This is a genomic window from Vibrio sp. PNB23_22_6 (assembly GCF_052877535.1).
In genome coordinates this window covers 26,065-42,088 of sequence record NZ_JBNFXP010000009.1, presented here as the reverse complement: position 1 = coordinate 42,088, position 16,024 = coordinate 26,065, and the positions used below count along the sequence as shown (strand labels likewise).

The following is a 16,024-nucleotide window of genomic DNA, read 5'->3' as shown; positions in this document are numbered from 1 at the left end:
AAACGCGGGTTAATCAGTGTTGCAAATGCTTTGGAATTGAAAAATGAGGCAAAGGCGTCGGTTCCTTTCCGTCCCCTTTACGAAAGGCTTTCAACTGCAAAACGTAAGTTAAAATATGGGCCACTGCGATATAGAGTTGGCTCGGAATGGCCTGCTCAATCGCTGTGGTGTGATAAATCGAACGAGTCAGCGGCGGCGAGTTGATGATCTCGACTTTGTTCTCGCGGGCGATGCGTTGAATGTGCATCGCGGTTTCATCGACGCCTTTTGCCACCACAAATGGTGCATCGGACAGCGACGGCTCGTACTTCAATGCCACGGCGTAGTGGGTCGGGTTGGTGATCACCACGTCTGCGGTTGGCACCATTTTGTCGATTTTACGGCGAGCAAACTGCTGCTGAATTTGGCGAATGCGTTGTTTAACTTCTGGTCGACCTTCGTTGTTCTTGAACTCCTCTTTGAGTTCTTGTTTGGTCATGCGCAGCTCTTTGAGGTGCTCCCAGCGTTGGTAAGGAATATCAAGTACCCCAAACAGCAATAGGGCGAACCCCATCAGCAGCAGACCTTCAAACAAAATCGACATGATCAGTGAGAAGCCTTGGCTGAGTGGTAAGTTTTGCATGCCAAGTAGCGGCTGTAGATGGTTGTCTAGGTAGCCATAAAGAATGCCGAAGATGACGAGTACTTTAAAAGTCGATTTGACCAATTCCACAAGTGAGCGAGTAGAGAAAATACGTTTAATGCCAGAGATAGGGTTCAGTTTGCTGAGTTTTGGCATGACGTTCGCAAGGCGGAACATCCACCCACCCAGCACCATGCTGCTGCCAAAGGTGACAATGATGATTACTGAGAAGAGGGGCAATAGCATCTCAATGATCACCGCCAAGCTCTGACCAAGGTGTTCCACCAATTGCTTTGGGTTTTCCAAGTCGGCTTTGGTTAGGGTCATGTTGTAACGGAATACGCCAGACATGCTTTCCCAAATACTGTTGAGTTGGGAATAAAAAAACATCGCAACGGCTAGGAAGATAACGGCGGTAGTGAACTCTTTTGCGCGCGGAATTTGCCCTTCCTGACGGGCTTTTTTGACCTTCTGGGGCGAGGCTTTCTCGGTTTTGTCTTGAGACGACTGTTCGCTCATGCGCCCCCCAACATAAAGTTATTCAAGAAACGAATGGTGTCGTGAACTAACGCGGTATAGCGACTAGGCACGCCAGAGACAGAGATCAACACGCTGAACAAACCTAAGAGCATGGTCATGGGAAAGCCCAACGCATAAACGTTGAGTGATGGCGCTGCTCGGTTCATCACACCAAAGCTGATGTTGGCGAGCAGCATAGAAACGATCGCTGGTAACGCTAAGGCAAGCGCAGAAGCAAACATCCACCCAAAGATGTTCACAACGCCTTGCAAGGAAAGGGCGGAGATACCCGATCCCACAGGCCAAATGACAAAGCTTTGAATGACGATATCGATAACCAATAAATGCCCTTCAAGTGCAAGAAACAACAAGGTCGAGAAGATAAGGAACATGCGGCCTAGAATCGCCACAGACAAACCATTAACCGGATCGTTCATCATCGCCATACCCAAGCCCATTTGTAACGAGATAGTCTGGCCGAGCATGGTGAATACATTGAACAACATATGCAGGATTAAGCCGAACATCAGGCCCCATATCGCCTGTTCGAACGCTAAGAAAAGCGAGGTCATCGAGAACAGTTCGACTTCTGGCATTGGTGGCATAAGTGGTGCGGTGATCACCACAATCGAGAGCGCAAGCAAGCTGCGAACCCAGACTGGAATCAGCGCGTCACCAAAAAATGGCATGGAAATGAATACGGCACCGATGCGAAAAAATGGCCACCACAGCTGACCTAGAATCACGGACAGTTCCGCAAACGTGATCGCCATTAGCCGATCATCCCTGGAATATTGTGGAACAAGAAATCAAACAATTCCATGATTTTACGTAGCATCCAGTGACCCGCAAAAATCACCATCAGCAGCGTGACTAACAAACGTGGCAGGAAGCTGAGGGTTTGCTCGTTAATTTGCGTGGCAGCCTGAAATACCGCAATGCAAAGACCAACAATCAACCCCGGCAAAACCAAGACGGCTACCATCAAGATGATCAGCCAGACGGCGTCAGAAAATAGTGTAACGGTGAGTTCTGGTGTCATGTTGCGCTCCCATTACCCAAAGCTGGCGGATAGTGTGCCGACAGTCATCGCCCAGCCATCCACCAGAACAAACACGACAAGCTTGAATGGCAGCGAGATGATCAGTGGTGACAGCATCATCATACCCATTGCCATCAACACACTGGCAACGACAAGGTCGATGATCAGAAACGGGATAAACAACATGAAGCCGATTTGAAATGCGGTTTTCAGCTCACTGATGACGAAAGCAGGCAACACGACAGCAAATGAAATATCTTCGACGTTTTGGTCGATAGGCTCGTTGGCAATACGCAGCATTTGCTCCAACGAGCTTTGGTGGGTTTGTGCCAACATAAAGTGACGAACAGGTTTTTCGGCCACCGAAAACGCTTGCATCAAGGTAATTTCACCCTTGTCATACGGCTTGAAGGCGTTGTCGTAAATATCGGTCCAGACAGGGCGCATGATAAGCAGCGTCAACGTTAGTGCAATGCCGACCAAAACTCGGTTTGGCGGACTCTGCTGCAAGCCTAACGCCTGACGCAATATGGCTAATACTACGATAATGCGTGTAAAGCTTGTGGCCATCAAGATGAAGGCCGGCAAGAAGCTGAGTGCCGTCATTAGCAAGAGGATCTGTAGCTTAACACTGTATTCTTGCTGCGTGTCACCGTCGGAAACGGATAAGATGGTTAAGCCATTGTCTGCCGCCATGGTTGGCAGCGTAAACAACAGTAAACCAAGTAATGTAATCACCAGTAAAGGCAACCGACACTGACTGTCACTCAGAACATTCATCGCGCAACCCACCTGAATTTATCGGCCAACGCCGCTAAGCGCAGAGTCATGGACATCGATCAGGCGTAGGCCATATTTGTCGTTAATGACCACGACTTCTGCTTGTCCCATCAGAGAACCATTTACTTTCACATCAAGAGGTTCGCCATTGAGTTTGTCCAGTTCAATCACTGTGCCTTCACCCGCTTTCATCAAATCGCCTAGTGGGATTTCTTTACTCGCGACTTCTAAGGTAACGGTAACAGGAATGCTTTTAAAAAAGCTCAAATCGCGTTCTGTTACCGGTTCTGCTTGGAATGGTTGCTCTGGGGCAAAGTCTTCTAGCTGAAAATCGTCAAAGTTCAAATCATCGGCGTCGAATGCTGTGGTTGCTTGGGCTTCGCTCATCGCTGCGATTCCTTATCTGGGTTAAAAATCAAAACAAGTTGATCGTCTTGCTCGGCAATACGACCAGTGAAAAGTGACTGATTGCCAATACTGACTGGCACAGTATTGAGTAACTCTATCGGTAAAATATCATTCGGCTTCAGTCCGATAACATCACTCAATGCCATATTTTTTTTACTGAGTACGACATTGAGTCGAACAGGCGTTGACGCCAGAGAACGGCAAAATGGCTGATACAGGTCGACATCGGATTGTAATTTCAATTGATCTATTAAGGTTTGAATCAACTGACTATCCAATTTGAGATGAACCGCACCTTGGCAGTCATCGAACGCGATAGAAAGCTCGGCATGCAGTCCGATGCCTCTTGGCGTTTCGTACTCGCAGGCTTGCCACATTTCTTGAGGTGCTAGCCAGTTGATGATGATTCGACTAATACGCTCTTGAAGGCGCAAGTCACTCGCAGTCAAGCTTGTAGAGTCGCGCTCTGTTGCCGCACCGTAAAAACGGTCAGCAAGCTTGATTAATGCTTGTGCGTCTCCGTGGATATACACCATGCCGCCATCTTGATGCTGATAAATGGAGGTTTGGTCTTTATCCAAGAAAGTTGGTGAAAATCTGTGTAGCTCTACTGAAACTAAGTTTGCTTCGATTTTGTTGGTGCTGAGCCAATTTTGTAATTCATTGGTTAGGCTAGAACAAGATTCTGAAATCAAACTTTCGAGCTTTTCTCGAATGATATGAATAGGTTTGCCTAATAATTCTACATCAAGAAGTTTGATGTCGGAAATAGGCTCGTTGTCTCTGCTTTCCATTTATATTTTACCGTGCCTTAACATTCGAAGTTGTTTTAACTTAATAGCGTGTAGTCTACACAGAGTTTTTTACTAACCTTTAGTTTCAACTTTAAATAATGTGACTTTAGTTCATATGTTGATTTGCGGAGGCAATGAGGCACTTTTCATAAAAAATAAAAAGAGTTATTTTTGTCCTATAAATTCAAGATAAGAATATAAGTTCATGTGTTAATTATCTGGAATGATCGGTTAAATTCACAGCAATTCTTGAACACAAACATCATGCGTTACTTTCTGATCATGAAGCCATTCATTTATAGGTACGAGTGGAAATTCGTTCTTTGTACGCTTATTGACCACTTTCAATGTTTTAGAATAGGGAATCAATATGATTAACTATGCCAGACACCCTAATATGATGGCATATTTGAGAAATCTAACTAAGTCAAGGTTATGTAAGAAATACGTTTTAACAAAAATATCAAAACTTATATTTGTCATGATTATGACATGGTCAAAATTAACCTTGGCAGGTGAAAGTGTCATTGTTCCTATGGATCTATCGAGTTGGGATTATAAAGGAAATCAACTTGAATGCAGATTAATTCATACGGACATTCCATATGGGAAGTTTTACTTCCGGGCGGAAACTGATAATCGCCTTTTTTTTATTTCAGAAGTAAAAGATGGCGATGAAAAATGGAATAGCGCTTCTCTTCAAACTCAAAGTGCCCCATGGAATGGTGAGCTGATAACGAATTTATTAGCGTCACAAACTGCTCCAGAAGCAACGCGTCGATTTGAATTCGTAAAAGGAAGTGAGTTACTTCTTGATGGTATTACTAAAGGAAACTGGGTTACACTGTCACTTATGGGGGGTGATGCTTCCTCGCTTTCCGAGCTGACGTTGCCAACCATTCAAATTCAACCTGCTTTAGCGTCATTTAAAGCGTGTCGTGAGCGGTTACCTAAATTGTCTTTTTCGCAAGCACGTGATCTGGTCCTGCCTTTCCAATTTGGGCAAAAAACACTGACCCCATCTCAGTTAGAAACGATTGCTGCGTTATACAGTTATGTGTCTGCTGATAACCGAGTCACTAAAATCCTTGTAGATGGGCACACAGACAACGTTGGTTCCGATGTAGTTAACCTCACTATATCTCGTCAACGCGCTGAACAAGTTGCCAAAGCCCTTGTCGGCAAGGGAATCGATGCCAACCTCATTGAAGTGAGAGCGCATGGTTCTCGCTATCCGATTGCTAGTAATAACACCAGTGCAGGACAAATGAAAAATCGTCGGGTGACGTTGCGCCTTGTTCGAGACAACGAGCGCGTTATTGCTAAAAACCATAAAGAATTGAAACAACACACTCAACAAAAGAAGGTCAAGGTTCAATGATGACGAAAACGGATATTTTGTTGGTAGAGCCCAATGAAAGTCTTGCTCAACCCGTATTGGATGTACTTGAGAGTGCGGGTTATTCCGCTCGACATTCTCGTACAGGCCGAAGTGCACTATTAGAAGAGAGAGCAAGCATTACCTTGGTCAGTTCAACACTACCGGATATGTGTGTTCGTGAGTTTGTAGTGTGTCACCAGAGGCAACGAAACGTAGGTGTTGTGATTGCGATTGTCGATCAAGAACAAGGCCTTCTCGCGGCAGAAATCATGAATTCAGGGGCGACTGACTATCTATTGCGTCCATTTGAAACCAATCAACTACTGAATTTACTGAAACGTGTTGAAGCACTGGGTAAACCATTGGCTAATATAGTGGCCGAGTCTTGGCGTAGTAAGCAGGTACTTCAATTGGCACATCGCGCTGCCTGTACGAACGCGAGTGTATTGATAACGGGTGAGTCAGGCACCGGGAAAGAAGTGCTCGCACGTTATGTGCACGAGCACTCTCCACGTTTGGATGGTCCTTTTGTTGCAGTGAACTGTGCGGCTATCCCAGAATCTATGCTTGAAGCGGTGTTGTTTGGTCATGTGAAAGGGGCATTTACTGGCGCGACTGGCTCCCAAAGCGGAAAATTTGAAGAGGCCAATGGTGGCACGATATTACTCGATGAAATCGGTGAAATGTCTCCAGCAGTGCAGGCCAAACTATTGCGTGTTTTACAAGAGCGCGAAGTTGAGCGTGTCGGCAGCCATAAAGCGATTCAATTGGATATTCGCGTGATTACTGCGACAAACAAAGACCTACGTGAAGAAGTGCAAAAAGGCACATTCCGTGAGGACCTCTACTACCGTCTTGATGTTTTACCTTTGCACTGGCCTCCGTTGCGCGAGCGTAAAGAGGACATTCTACCTATCAGTCAATTCTTTATCGAAAAATACCAAGACAGCAGCCGTTGTCGTTTGTCTCAGGATGCGATCTCTGCGCTGTGTCAGTATCACTGGCCAGGGAACATTCGTGAACTCGAAAATGTCATTCAACGTGCGTTAGTGATGCGTCACGGTGACTACATCACTGCCCATGATCTGATGCTACCGATTGATTTTCTCGTTCGAGTGCCTTCTGCGGAGCCAACCTCAAGTTTTGGTCACGTTGAGGCAAAGAAGCAGGCGGAGTATCAATTTGTCTTGGAAAAATTACGTCAGTTTGGTGGAAACCGAACCAAAACCGCAAATGCTTTGGGCGTATCTACCCGAGCGTTGCGTTACAAGCTCGCAGCAATGCGTGAACACGGTATTGATTTACAGTCGGCGCTAGGCTCGGCTGCCTAAAAGGAGAAACAGTAAATGGCAAGTCAACCTACCAATGCGATCTCGGCAGAGCAATTAATGCTGTCGAAAATGGAGATCATGAGAACTCAGGTTCAGCAGCCAGAATTTGTCGTAAGTGCTAACCCGATCGACAAGCAATCTCTGAATGCACCGTTATCGTTTTCTCAAGCAATGACCAGTGTGTTGGATTCGGTGAACCAGCACCAATCGGTGGCCAGTCAGAAAATGACAGCGGTAGAAACGGGGAAAAGTGATGACTTGGTTGGAGCAATGGTGGCAAGTCAAAAAGCGAGCTTGTCTTTCAATGCACTGATGCAGGTACGCAACAAGGTTGTGGCCTCTTTTGACGATATTATGAAAATGCCGGTGTAATCTATGTCAGAAATTACTCCCCAAGTTGCCGGAAACACGGCAATGCCTATGAGTTCAACACAAACGCTATCCTCTTCAAAAGGGATGGATGATGTGAAATATAAAATCAGACAGTTGTGGTCAAGCAGCCAGCGTAACCTTGTGTTGTCCGCCGTATTGGCAGCCATTGTTGCCGCGATTATTGTGGTCGCGTTGTGGAGTTCTTCTCAGAGCTTCCGACCGCTATATAGTCAGCAAGAGCGTTTCGATATCGGTGAAATCATCTCAGTGCTTGAAAGCGAAGGCATTAGCTACCGCATGCAAGAACAAAACGGCCAAGTGTTGGTGTCGGAGGGTGAAGTTGCCCGCATCCGCATGCTGCTTGCTTCGAAAGGGGTGAAAGCGAAATTGCCAACGGGTCTGGATTCATTAAAAGAAGACAGCTCGCTAGGTACCAGCCAGTTTATGGAAACGGCACGTTATCGCCACGGTTTAGAAGGTGAGTTAGTGCGCACTATCATGTCGCTAAATGCAGTAGCGAATGCACGTGTCCACCTTGCGGTTCCTCGTCAAACCTTGTTTGTGCGCCAAAACACGGAAAACCCTTCGGCTTCTGTGATGTTAGAGCTTAAGCCGGGGGAAGATCTGAAGCCTGAGCAGGTCGAAGCCATCATCAACCTAGTGGTTGGCAGCGTGACAGCAATGAAGCCTGAATTTGTCTCGGTGATTGACCAATACGGTCGACTACTGAGTGCGGATGTGGCTTCTGCTGAAGCGGGCAAAGTGAATGCGAAATACCTTGAATACCAAAAGAGTGTTGAGAAGCAAATCATCCAGCGCGCGGCTGACATGCTGACGCCGATCGTGGGGCCAAGTAACTTCCGCGTACAAGTTGCGGCGGATATGAACTTTAGCCAAGTCGAAGAGACACAAGAGATCCTCGATAACGCACCGGTCGTTCGTAATGAACACACTATCCAAAACAACTCCGTTGACCAAATTGCATTAGGTATTCCGGGCTCTTTGAGCAATCAACCACCTGTAACCGGTGAAACGCCAACCAACGATAGCCAGAACACCAATGCACGTTCAGAAGTTAATCGCCAATATGCGGTAGGCAGCAGTGTGCGTCGAACTCAGTACCAACAAGGTCAAGTTGAAAAGCTCAGCGTGTCAGTTCTGCTTAACTCGCAAGCCGCACCGGATGGTGTCGCATGGAGTGAAGCGGATAAATCGCAAATCTCAACCATGATCATGGACGCGGTGGGTATCTCGAATGCACGTGGTGACAGCTTGAGTTTGATGAGCTTTAACTTCACCCCAATTGTGATCGACGCGCCGCCAGCACTGCCTTGGTGGCAAGATCCAACAGTTCAGCAGCCCTTACGTTACGTTATTGGTGGCATGTTGGGTCTGGCGATGATTATGTTCGTTCTTCGTCCACTGATCATGCACCTAACTGGCGCAGACAAGCGTTCTTCTGAGTTGGAGTTCGCCCCGCCGCAAGATGAACCAAGCTATGATAATTTACAGACTCGTGAAGAGTACGAGTATGAAGATGTACTTAATCGTCGCCTATCCGAGAAAGGTATAGCTCTGTCTTCTGGACTGGATGTCAACAGCGATATGTTGCCACCGCCAGGATCACCACTAGAGATCCAACTTAAACACCTACAGCTTATTGCAAATGAAGAGCCAGAGCGTGTAGCCGAGATATTGAAACAATGGGTAAACATCAATGAACACAGCACAGTCAACGTCGAAGCAGACGCTTAGTTATGTAGAACAAACCGCACTGGTGCTGCTCGGCATGGGTGAGGACGCGGCGGCGAAGGTGTTGCAACATTTTAGTCGAGACGAAACACAGTGTGTTACTCGTGCAATGGCGAAACTCAACGGCATCAAAAGTGAGTCTGCTCGTACGGTGATTCAGAACTTCTTTGAAGACTTTAGTGATCACAGTGGTATTCGCGGTGCTTCAAAAGAGTACTTGTCGAATACGCTGCGCAAAGCGTTGGGTAATGATTTAGCGAAAGGCTTACTTAATAACCTATACGGTGATGAAATTCGCAACAATATGAAACGTTTGCAATGGGTTGAAGCGGAAACATTGGCGCGGTTTATCGTCAATGAGCATCCGCAGATGCAGGCGATTTTCCTGGCTTACCTACCCGCGGATAGCTCTTCTGTGGTATTGAAGCATCTGCCTCAAGATTATCATGATGAGATCTTATTCCGCATTGCACAACTACAAGACATTGACCATCAAGTAGCGAATGATCTGCACGAATTGGTGGAACGTTGCATTGAGAAAGTGTCCGCTAATCAGAGCGTACCCCTGTCGGGCGTCAAACAGGCGGCCGACATCATTAACCGTTTTGAAGGTGATCGAGCGTCGTTGATGGAAATGCTTAAACTTCACGATGCCGATGTTGTCAATGAGATCGAACAGAACATGTTTGACTTCATGGTTCTCGGCCGTCAGCGCGAAGAAACGATGGATATTCTTGTGCAACAAATTCCACTAGAAATGTGGGCAGTGGCGCTAAAAGGATCTGAGATTACGTTGCTGCAAGCGATCAAACGCTCTATGCCACAGCGCATGGTAAAAGCACTAGAAGATGAGATGGAGTCACGTGGTGCGGTGGCATTAAGCCGCGTTCATCGTGCACGTAACGACATCATGCAGATGGTTCGCGAACTGGATGATGCAGGTGAAATCCAGCTGGTTCTTTATGAAGAGAAAACGGTGGAATAACACAATGGCAGAGAGAAGATCCACTATCATGCGTTTACCTCCGAATGGTTATCGTTTACATCGATTCCCTCCGTTAGCTAAGCCAGTTACGATTGAAGATGATTTTGTATCGGAAAGCCAGAACTGGCAAGAGACTCAAGTTGATATTCAGCAGCAATTAGAAGTTGGTTTTCAACAAGGCTTGCAGCAAGGTCACGAGGAAGGTCTACGTCAAGGCATTGAGCAAGGTAAGCAGAAAGGCCTTCTAGAAGGGCAGAAAGAAGGTTTTCAGAAAGGTTTCGTATCTGGAGAGCAATCGGGTAAACAAAGCTTTTTAGAGGCAGCAAAACCGGTCAACGAACTTTATCAAGCCTTGTCTCGTTGGCAAAGTGAGAAAGAGCAACAGCAGCGTCAAATGATCTGTGAACTTGTTCAGAAAGTCGCGCAACAAGTGATTCGAGCGGAACTCACACTCATGCCTCAGCAGATTTTGGCGTTGGTGGATGAAACCTTATCGGCTATGCCGGGTAAAGCAGAAACGGTGACGGTGCATTTGAATCCGCAAGATCTTGAACGGATCACGCAAATCAATAAAGAGTTGTCAGCGTCATGGAAGTTGGTTGCGAACAGCGAATTGCCGGTAGGTGGTTGTCACTTGGTGACGGATGATGCAGAGGCTGATGCGAGTTGTGATTCTCGATTACAAATTTGTATGGATAACGTAAAGCAGCATTTGCTGGACGAAGTTCCTCTCCCTTCGGTTGAAGTAGAAAATGAGTAGCACCTTAAGCCACGAACTATTGAATGAACGTTTGAGCGATGCATTAGCATCGCTCGATTCGATCCCTGTCGCCCGAGTTACCGGTCGCCTAATCAAGGTGAATGGGCTGATGCTACAAGCAGTGGGGTGCCGATTCAAACTAGAACAACGCTGTCTAGTCGAAACAGCGGAAGGCGATATGATTGAAGCGCAAGTGGTGGGCTTTGAACATACGGTTGCTTATTTGATGCCAATACGACGTTTAGGTGGGTTATTTGCTGGCGCAAAAGTGATCCCACTGGATGGCGACAGCACCGTACAACTTAGTTCGCAGTGGCTAGGGCGTGTGGTTAATGGGTTAGGCGAACCATTTGATGATGGTGCGCCACTTAAGGGCGGTGATAGAGTTTCACTTGAGCCAAAACCGATCAACCCGCTTAAGCGTAGGCCAGTTGATACGCCGCTAGACGTTGGTGTCCGTACTATTAATGGGCTACTGACTGTCGGTAAAGGCCAGCGCATTGGTCTGATGGCCGGCAGTGGTGTTGGTAAAAGTGTTTTAATGGGTATGATCACGAAAAACACCGAAGCGGATGTGATCGTCGTTGGTTTGATTGGTGAGCGAGGACGAGAAGTTCGAGAATTTATCGAACGAAATTTAACCCCAGAAGCACGCCAAAAAGCGGTCATTATTGCAGCACCCGCCGATGAATCACCATTAATGCGTTTGCGAGCGACGTTACTTTGCCATCGCGTAGCAGAATACTTTCGTGATCAGGGCAAAGACGTTTTATTGTTGATGGACTCGCTTACTCGCTATGCCATGGCGCAACGAGAAATCGCGTTGTCACTTGGCGAGCCGCCAGCATCGCGTGGTTATCCGCCCTCGGTATTCAGTGTATTACCGCAACTTTTAGAGCGCGCAGGGAACAGTGAAAACCCTCACGGCAGTTTAACCGCAATTTATACAGTATTAGCTGAAGGGGACGACCAACAAGATCCAGTGGTGGACTCAGCTCGGGCAATATTAGATGGTCACGTTGTTCTTTCTCGTCAATTGGCAGAGCAGGGGCATTATCCCGCTATTGATATCAATGCATCGATCAGCCGCTGTATGAACGCATGTACTCATGAAGCGCACAGCGCTATTGCGAACAATTTCCGTCAGTACTATTCCAATTATCTGCAGGTGAAAGAGTTATTGCCGTTGGGAGGATATCAGCCGGGGCAAGATCCGGAGTTGGATCAGGCCGTTTCGATGTACCCGAAATTGCGTGCTTATTTGCAGCAATCAGCGAATGAAGCGGTAGACTATCCAACCAGTTTAACCGCGTTGGCACAGATGTTTCAAAGTGGGCAATAGTGCATGGAAGCCAAGTTAAAAGCCGTCGGCAAACTGCAACAAATGGAAGAAAAGCAGCGCGATAGAGTAGGTCAGAAGTTGGATGTCATGCGGCAGCGACACGCTCATTTATCGCTACAGTTGGCGCAGTTATCGGAACTGAAAGCGCATGCAGGGCATTCCGCATTGACGACGCCGACACTCAATAGCGCCACATTAATGAACCTTAATCGTGTCGATCACTTGCTGCAAAAGATGCTCCGTCACCATGAGCAAGAGGAAGCGCTGATGCAAGCAGAATGCGCCTCGGTACAAAAAACACTAGAGAACAAGCATGCTCGCATTAAGGGACTGGAAAAAGTGCTTGAACGCTGGCGCCAAAAGCAGAATTACGAGAAAGCCAAAAAAGAACAAAAACTGATTGAAGATATTATTAACTCGCGGCTAAAGCGAAGAACGTTATAAACGCCCTTTTATGTTCATTTAAATTTCATCTAATCTAATCTCTAGCTTCTTTTCAGGCTCAAAATGTGTTTAAAAATGTAAGTAGTGGTCTAGGTTTCGCCACACCGTAGCCTTGCGCGTAGGTGATACCTAGGTTTTTCAATATCTCTATATGTTTTTCAGTTTCCACAAACTCAGCAACAGTCTCTAAATGCATGTCATCGGCGACATTACAAATGGATTTCACGATCAATCGGTCGGTTTCGCTATTTGGTAGATTGATGACAAATGCACCATCAATTTTCAATATGTCTAATGGCAGTTTGCGCAGATAAGCGAAACTCGCATACCCGGTGCCGAAATCATCAATCGCGATTTTACAGCCCGCCGTTCTCATCGCGACTAACGTATCAATCGCCTGTTGCTCATTCTGGAATGCGGCAGATTCAGTAATTTCAAAACAGATACGGGAAAGTGGGATGTTAAACGCTTTAGCTTGGTTGATAATGCTATCCGCTAAGTGTTCAACCCCAAGCGTTTTTGCGGTTAAGTTAATCGCGCATTTTTCAATGTGGCTCCAATCGCGAACAGACCCGCTCAGCATTTTAAATGTATTATCAATAACCCAGTGGTCAAGTTCAACTTCTAAGCCGAACTGATTGATAAGAGGAAAAATCTCTGCAGGGGAAAGGTAAGTGCCATCGATGTTTTTTATCCTCAACAACACTTCGAAACTGCATGCGTTGTCCTGTTTGCCATTTAACTTAGCATAAGGTTGGCAATAAAGTTCGAACATGCCTTTTTTAAACACTTGTTGAATAAAGCTTAGTTTGTCTAATCCTCTCACTGGTACGTGATGCGCATCTAACCAGCGTATTGACTGGCCGTAACTCGGTTGCTGATCGCAAAGTGCAGACACGGTTTTCTCTATGTCATCGTCCAGTGAAGCATGAGTACAGTGCAATGTTGGCAGCACCAGCGATATCGATGTGCCTTGCCAATAAAACTGGAATTCATCAAGGTATTTAGTGAGACGGTTTAAATTAGAGTTGATGCGGCTATCGCGCAAAGCGTAACCAAGAATACCGATAGAGAAAGGTGGACGGAAGCAATGTGGTAAGCTGGTAATGCCTTTACATAAGTAATCATGAAGTTGTTGAATAAGCTGGGTCTTCCCTTCATGGTCCAAGTCAGATATTTTCGAAATCGTTGGAGCTAAATCTAAGTACACTAATACCAATGAACCGTGGAGCTCTAAGTCTTCTTTTAGCTGTGCAATGTTGTACAGGCCAGTGTATGGGTCGATTCGCTCGTACTGGATCTGCTTCTGAGCAAGCTCGTAGCGACGAATGGATTGACTGCCTAACAGGTACGCCAACGTCGTTGTTACGGCGGCAATCACGATCCATTCTAAGAAGTTAGCATAGTGCCCGTAGTTGAGATTTACCCGATGTATCTCATTTTGGATGATAGTGAGAATGGCAACAGAACCGAGCAAAAGAGGGCGGATTAATCCGTGTCTGCCAAAGCCCGATACAATGACGATCAACAATAGAAAACAGAGTATATTGGCAAGCAGTGGGCTTGAATGAGAAACCGCCACGGCCATAATGACCACGCACATGCCAAGCCAAGCGATGTAGCCTAGTTCTCGGCTTGATGAGACGCGCAAGTTGTCATCCAATTGAGTTATCCCGTTAGTGCGATCTTTTAGTAAGGCGTTCAGTGCGACATGCAGAAGTGGAGTGACTAACAGTTGGGTAAGATACAGCCCTAACGCAGAATAGACGAAAAACGTGCTGCTGGTTGGTGCATCATTAAACCAGTACTTAAGTAATGAGAAGGTTATCGCCCCTAGGATGGGTAGCATGCAGCCGAAAACGATGAAATATAACTTCATCGCCGAAAATACCGTTGAATGCTCTTGTTTATTTAGTAGTAGCTTAAACAGTTTGCAACAGATGAAATGTATGAGAATCGTTGTGGCAGCAATGACAGCTGAGGTGTCAAAGGCTCTATTGGTGTATAAGTAATAGACAAGAAGTCCCAGAAAAGTGGGGGCTAATGCTTTACTATCGTAGCGGAAAAAGCAAACCACTAAGATGGCGCTAACAAACGAAATAACTTGATAAGTATCATATGCGATGACGAAAAACGAAGACAGTGCAAAAGCGATCATTACACTGGTGAAGATCGCAATGTTAAATTTTACAGCATCCACCACGTGTTTGATTTTAAAAGTGTTAGTCATTTCATTTCTCGGAGCTCGTCTGCCTATATACCCAAGTGACTTCAAGATGCAGGATTCAGATCGTTGTCATTGATTCGAGTCCAAGGGAGCAATGCTATGAAATAGCCTGCTATTTCTAACGTGTTTGACTGACGTTTCGTTTGACTAGGAGAGAAATAGTAAGCAATAGCACTAACCAACTTGTCGAACCGCCACTGCTGTTTTGATCGCTATTGCTGATCGTGTCTTTTGGTTCAAAACCGGAATCACCTTGACTGTGGTAGTCTTCGGTCTTTGCTAGTGAGGCATCATAACTGGTCTTATTACCCGCACTCGTTTGTGCTTCAATCCAAGACGTATAATTAAGTATTTCGGTAAAGACACTTGGAATGTCAGGTGATTCACAGATGCTCGAGCCGTAGCTAACAATCCCGATTTGTTGGTAAGTTCCGTTAGCATCTTGGTAAGTTAATGGGCCGCCAGAATCACCACGACAGATACTGGTATAGGTTTGGTTTGGGAACCCATTGGCACATAAGCTTTCCTGAGCATTATAGCCAGACACTAATGAGGCGCATTGAGTGTCAGTGAGAGGTTTGACTTCTGCCCAGAGTAAGGCGTTTGGTCCGGTTTCATCATTTGTCGACGTTTGACCTAAACCGAATATCTGATATTTAGATTGGCTGCTGTAATCACCAAAGTCTTGAGGTAGAGTAATGGACTCGACATTGTCGGTGATTGGGTGACTAAGCTCCAAAATCGCAATATCGTTGAGCCATAAATCACTGGCATTGTAGTCTGGGTGAATGGTAATTGTCCGGACGTCTTTAAATTCTTCAATATATACGTTGTCCATTGTGGGGTTCTTAACCAAGACACGAAGGTCGTCGATAGTCCACCGGTCAGTAAAGACATCTGACGTCACACAGTGAGCGGCAGTCATGATATAGCGGTCGTTGATAATTGAACCGCCACAAAGGTTCGAGAACTGTTTTTCACCAGAACGATGGAGAATGATACGGGCGAAAAATGGGAGTTGATTCTTTGCGGCTGGCTGTCCACCGATGATAAAGGCTGAAACCCCCGGGTTGCGCTCCGTGGCATTTTGAACGGCTGTAGCGAGTGTGGGAACGAGTAAGCATACGGTACCGAGTAAGACATTGATAAGTTTCATAAGACCTTTCCTTGGAGCTTAGTGTATATGTTGTACTTTATACTAATTTTGGATTCAATTTGGTCAAACAAATGATTCTCTGTGTATACATTCGCAAAATTAGTGCATT

Annotated in this window: 16 protein-coding genes; 8 read left to right on the top strand and 8 right to left on the bottom strand. The window is 46.0% G+C overall.

Annotated elements, in window-relative coordinates; genetic code table 11:
• Positions 1-13 precede the first annotated feature (13 nt).
• The 6 genes from flhB to ACVA54_RS09380 are packed head-to-tail and all read right to left on the bottom strand — an operon-like array spanning position 14 to position 4,165.
• The gene (gene flhB / locus ACVA54_RS09405) at positions 14-1,141 is read right to left on the bottom strand and encodes a flagellar biosynthesis protein FlhB (RefSeq protein ID WP_099078241.1); all 1,128 of its coding nucleotides are present in this window, start codon (positions 1,139-1,141) and stop codon (positions 14-16) included.
• A complete protein-coding gene (gene fliR / locus ACVA54_RS09400; protein ID WP_099078240.1) occupies positions 1,138-1,914 on the bottom strand; it encodes a flagellar biosynthetic protein FliR in 777 nt (258 codons plus the stop codon). The genes flhB and fliR overlap by 4 nt, the downstream gene beginning before the upstream one ends.
• Positions 1,914-2,183 carry a flagellar biosynthesis protein FliQ gene (fliQ, locus tag ACVA54_RS09395; protein WP_099078239.1) on the bottom strand — a complete coding sequence of 90 codons (270 nt, stop codon included), beginning with the start codon at positions 2,181-2,183 and terminating at the stop codon, positions 1,914-1,916. The genes fliR and fliQ overlap by 1 nt, the downstream gene beginning before the upstream one ends.
• A gap of 12 nt (positions 2,184-2,195) precedes the next feature.
• Positions 2,196-2,963: a flagellar type III secretion system pore protein FliP gene (gene fliP / locus ACVA54_RS09390; RefSeq protein WP_099078238.1), complete on the bottom strand. Its 768-nt coding sequence runs from the start codon at positions 2,961-2,963 to the stop codon at positions 2,196-2,198.
• A gap of 18 nt (positions 2,964-2,981) precedes the next feature.
• Positions 2,982-3,350, bottom strand: a complete 369-nt coding sequence (gene fliN / locus ACVA54_RS09385; protein WP_099078237.1) for a flagellar motor switch protein FliN — start codon at positions 3,348-3,350, stop codon at positions 2,982-2,984.
• A complete protein-coding gene (locus ACVA54_RS09380) occupies positions 3,347-4,165 on the bottom strand; it encodes a FliM/FliN family flagellar motor switch protein (RefSeq protein WP_446643679.1) in 819 nt (272 codons plus the stop codon). Before ACVA54_RS09380 ends, fliN begins: the two co-directional genes overlap by 4 nt.
• A 370-nt stretch (positions 4,166-4,535) precedes the next feature.
• On the opposite strand from ACVA54_RS09380, the gene ACVA54_RS09375 reads away from it, so the two are divergent.
• From ACVA54_RS09375 to fliJ, 8 genes are read left to right on the top strand one after another with little or no spacing between them, the layout of a single operon-like run.
• A complete protein-coding gene (locus tag ACVA54_RS09375) occupies positions 4,536-5,546 on the top strand; it encodes an OmpA family protein (protein ID WP_446580606.1) in 1,011 nt (336 codons plus the stop codon).
• Positions 5,546-6,877: a sigma-54-dependent transcriptional regulator gene (locus tag ACVA54_RS09370; RefSeq protein ID WP_172438060.1), complete on the top strand. Its 1,332-nt coding sequence runs from the start codon at positions 5,546-5,548 to the stop codon at positions 6,875-6,877. Before ACVA54_RS09375 ends, ACVA54_RS09370 begins: the two co-directional genes overlap by 1 nt.
• 15 nt (positions 6,878-6,892) lie before the next feature.
• Complete coding sequence (gene fliE, locus ACVA54_RS09365) at positions 6,893-7,249, top strand: flagellar hook-basal body complex protein FliE (RefSeq protein WP_099078233.1); 357 nt, start codon at positions 6,893-6,895, stop codon at positions 7,247-7,249.
• Between the two features lie 3 nt (positions 7,250-7,252).
• Positions 7,253-9,004: a flagellar basal-body MS-ring/collar protein FliF gene (gene fliF, locus ACVA54_RS09360; RefSeq protein WP_099078232.1), complete on the top strand. Its 1,752-nt coding sequence runs from the start codon at positions 7,253-7,255 to the stop codon at positions 9,002-9,004.
• Positions 8,967-9,986 (top strand): flagellar motor switch protein FliG, encoded by a 1,020-nt coding sequence (locus ACVA54_RS09355; RefSeq protein WP_099078231.1) that lies wholly within the window; start codon positions 8,967-8,969, stop codon positions 9,984-9,986. The genes fliF and ACVA54_RS09355 overlap by 38 nt, the downstream gene beginning before the upstream one ends.
• 4 nt (positions 9,987-9,990) lie before the next feature.
• Positions 9,991-10,746: a flagellar assembly protein FliH gene (gene fliH / locus ACVA54_RS09350; protein ID WP_119464320.1), complete on the top strand. Its 756-nt coding sequence runs from the start codon at positions 9,991-9,993 to the stop codon at positions 10,744-10,746.
• Positions 10,739-12,088 (top strand): flagellar protein export ATPase FliI, encoded by a 1,350-nt coding sequence (fliI, locus tag ACVA54_RS09345; protein WP_119464321.1) that lies wholly within the window; start codon positions 10,739-10,741, stop codon positions 12,086-12,088. The genes fliH and fliI overlap by 8 nt, the downstream gene beginning before the upstream one ends.
• Before the next feature lie 3 nt (positions 12,089-12,091).
• On the top strand, positions 12,092-12,532 hold the full coding sequence (gene fliJ, locus ACVA54_RS09340) for a flagellar export protein FliJ (RefSeq protein WP_446580603.1): 441 nt from the start codon (positions 12,092-12,094) through the stop codon (positions 12,530-12,532).
• 58 nt (positions 12,533-12,590) lie between these two features.
• Here fliJ and ACVA54_RS09335 read toward each other — a convergent pair whose 3' ends face one another.
• Both ACVA54_RS09335 and ACVA54_RS09330 read right to left on the bottom strand, forming a co-directional pair.
• Positions 12,591-14,762 carry an EAL domain-containing protein gene (locus tag ACVA54_RS09335; RefSeq protein WP_446644353.1) on the bottom strand — a complete coding sequence of 724 codons (2,172 nt, stop codon included), beginning with the start codon at positions 14,760-14,762 and terminating at the stop codon, positions 12,591-12,593.
• A 115-nt stretch (positions 14,763-14,877) separates the two neighbouring features.
• Complete coding sequence (locus ACVA54_RS09330; RefSeq protein ID WP_119464324.1) at positions 14,878-15,915, bottom strand: S1 family peptidase; 1,038 nt, start codon at positions 15,913-15,915, stop codon at positions 14,878-14,880.
• Between the last annotated feature and the right edge of the window lie 109 nt (positions 15,916-16,024).

What these genes read in the sequence shown, in the direction of transcription:
- ACVA54_RS09375 (WP_446580606.1), top strand. Translation starts at nt 4,536, where the DNA reads ATGATTAACTATGCCAGACACCCTAATATGATGGCATATTTGAGAAAT.
- ACVA54_RS09330 (WP_119464324.1), bottom strand. Translation starts at nt 15,915, where the DNA reads ATGAAACTTATCAATGTCTTACTCGGTACCGTATGCTTACTCGTTCCC.
- fliF (WP_099078232.1), top strand. Translation starts at nt 7,253, where the DNA reads ATGTCAGAAATTACTCCCCAAGTTGCCGGAAACACGGCAATGCCTATG.
- fliI (WP_119464321.1), top strand. Translation starts at nt 10,739, where the DNA reads ATGAGTAGCACCTTAAGCCACGAACTATTGAATGAACGTTTGAGCGAT.
- ACVA54_RS09355 (WP_099078231.1), top strand. Translation starts at nt 8,967, where the DNA reads ATGAACACAGCACAGTCAACGTCGAAGCAGACGCTTAGTTATGTAGAA.
- ACVA54_RS09335 (WP_446644353.1), bottom strand. Translation starts at nt 14,762, where the DNA reads ATGACTAACACTTTTAAAATCAAACACGTGGTGGATGCTGTAAAATTT.
- ACVA54_RS09380 (WP_446643679.1), bottom strand. Translation starts at nt 4,165, where the DNA reads ATGGAAAGCAGAGACAACGAGCCTATTTCCGACATCAAACTTCTTGAT.
- fliN (WP_099078237.1), bottom strand. Translation starts at nt 3,350, where the DNA reads ATGAGCGAAGCCCAAGCAACCACAGCATTCGACGCCGATGATTTGAAC.
- flhB (WP_099078241.1), bottom strand. Translation starts at nt 1,141, where the DNA reads ATGAGCGAACAGTCGTCTCAAGACAAAACCGAGAAAGCCTCGCCCCAG.
- fliR (WP_099078240.1), bottom strand. Translation starts at nt 1,914, where the DNA reads ATGGCGATCACGTTTGCGGAACTGTCCGTGATTCTAGGTCAGCTGTGG.
- fliE (WP_099078233.1), top strand. Translation starts at nt 6,893, where the DNA reads ATGGCAAGTCAACCTACCAATGCGATCTCGGCAGAGCAATTAATGCTG.
- fliH (WP_119464320.1), top strand. Translation starts at nt 9,991, where the DNA reads ATGGCAGAGAGAAGATCCACTATCATGCGTTTACCTCCGAATGGTTAT.
- ACVA54_RS09370 (WP_172438060.1), top strand. Translation starts at nt 5,546, where the DNA reads ATGACGAAAACGGATATTTTGTTGGTAGAGCCCAATGAAAGTCTTGCT.
- fliJ (WP_446580603.1), top strand. Translation starts at nt 12,092, where the DNA reads ATGGAAGCCAAGTTAAAAGCCGTCGGCAAACTGCAACAAATGGAAGAA.
- fliQ (WP_099078239.1), bottom strand. Translation starts at nt 2,183, where the DNA reads ATGACACCAGAACTCACCGTTACACTATTTTCTGACGCCGTCTGGCTG.
- fliP (WP_099078238.1), bottom strand. Translation starts at nt 2,963, where the DNA reads ATGAATGTTCTGAGTGACAGTCAGTGTCGGTTGCCTTTACTGGTGATT.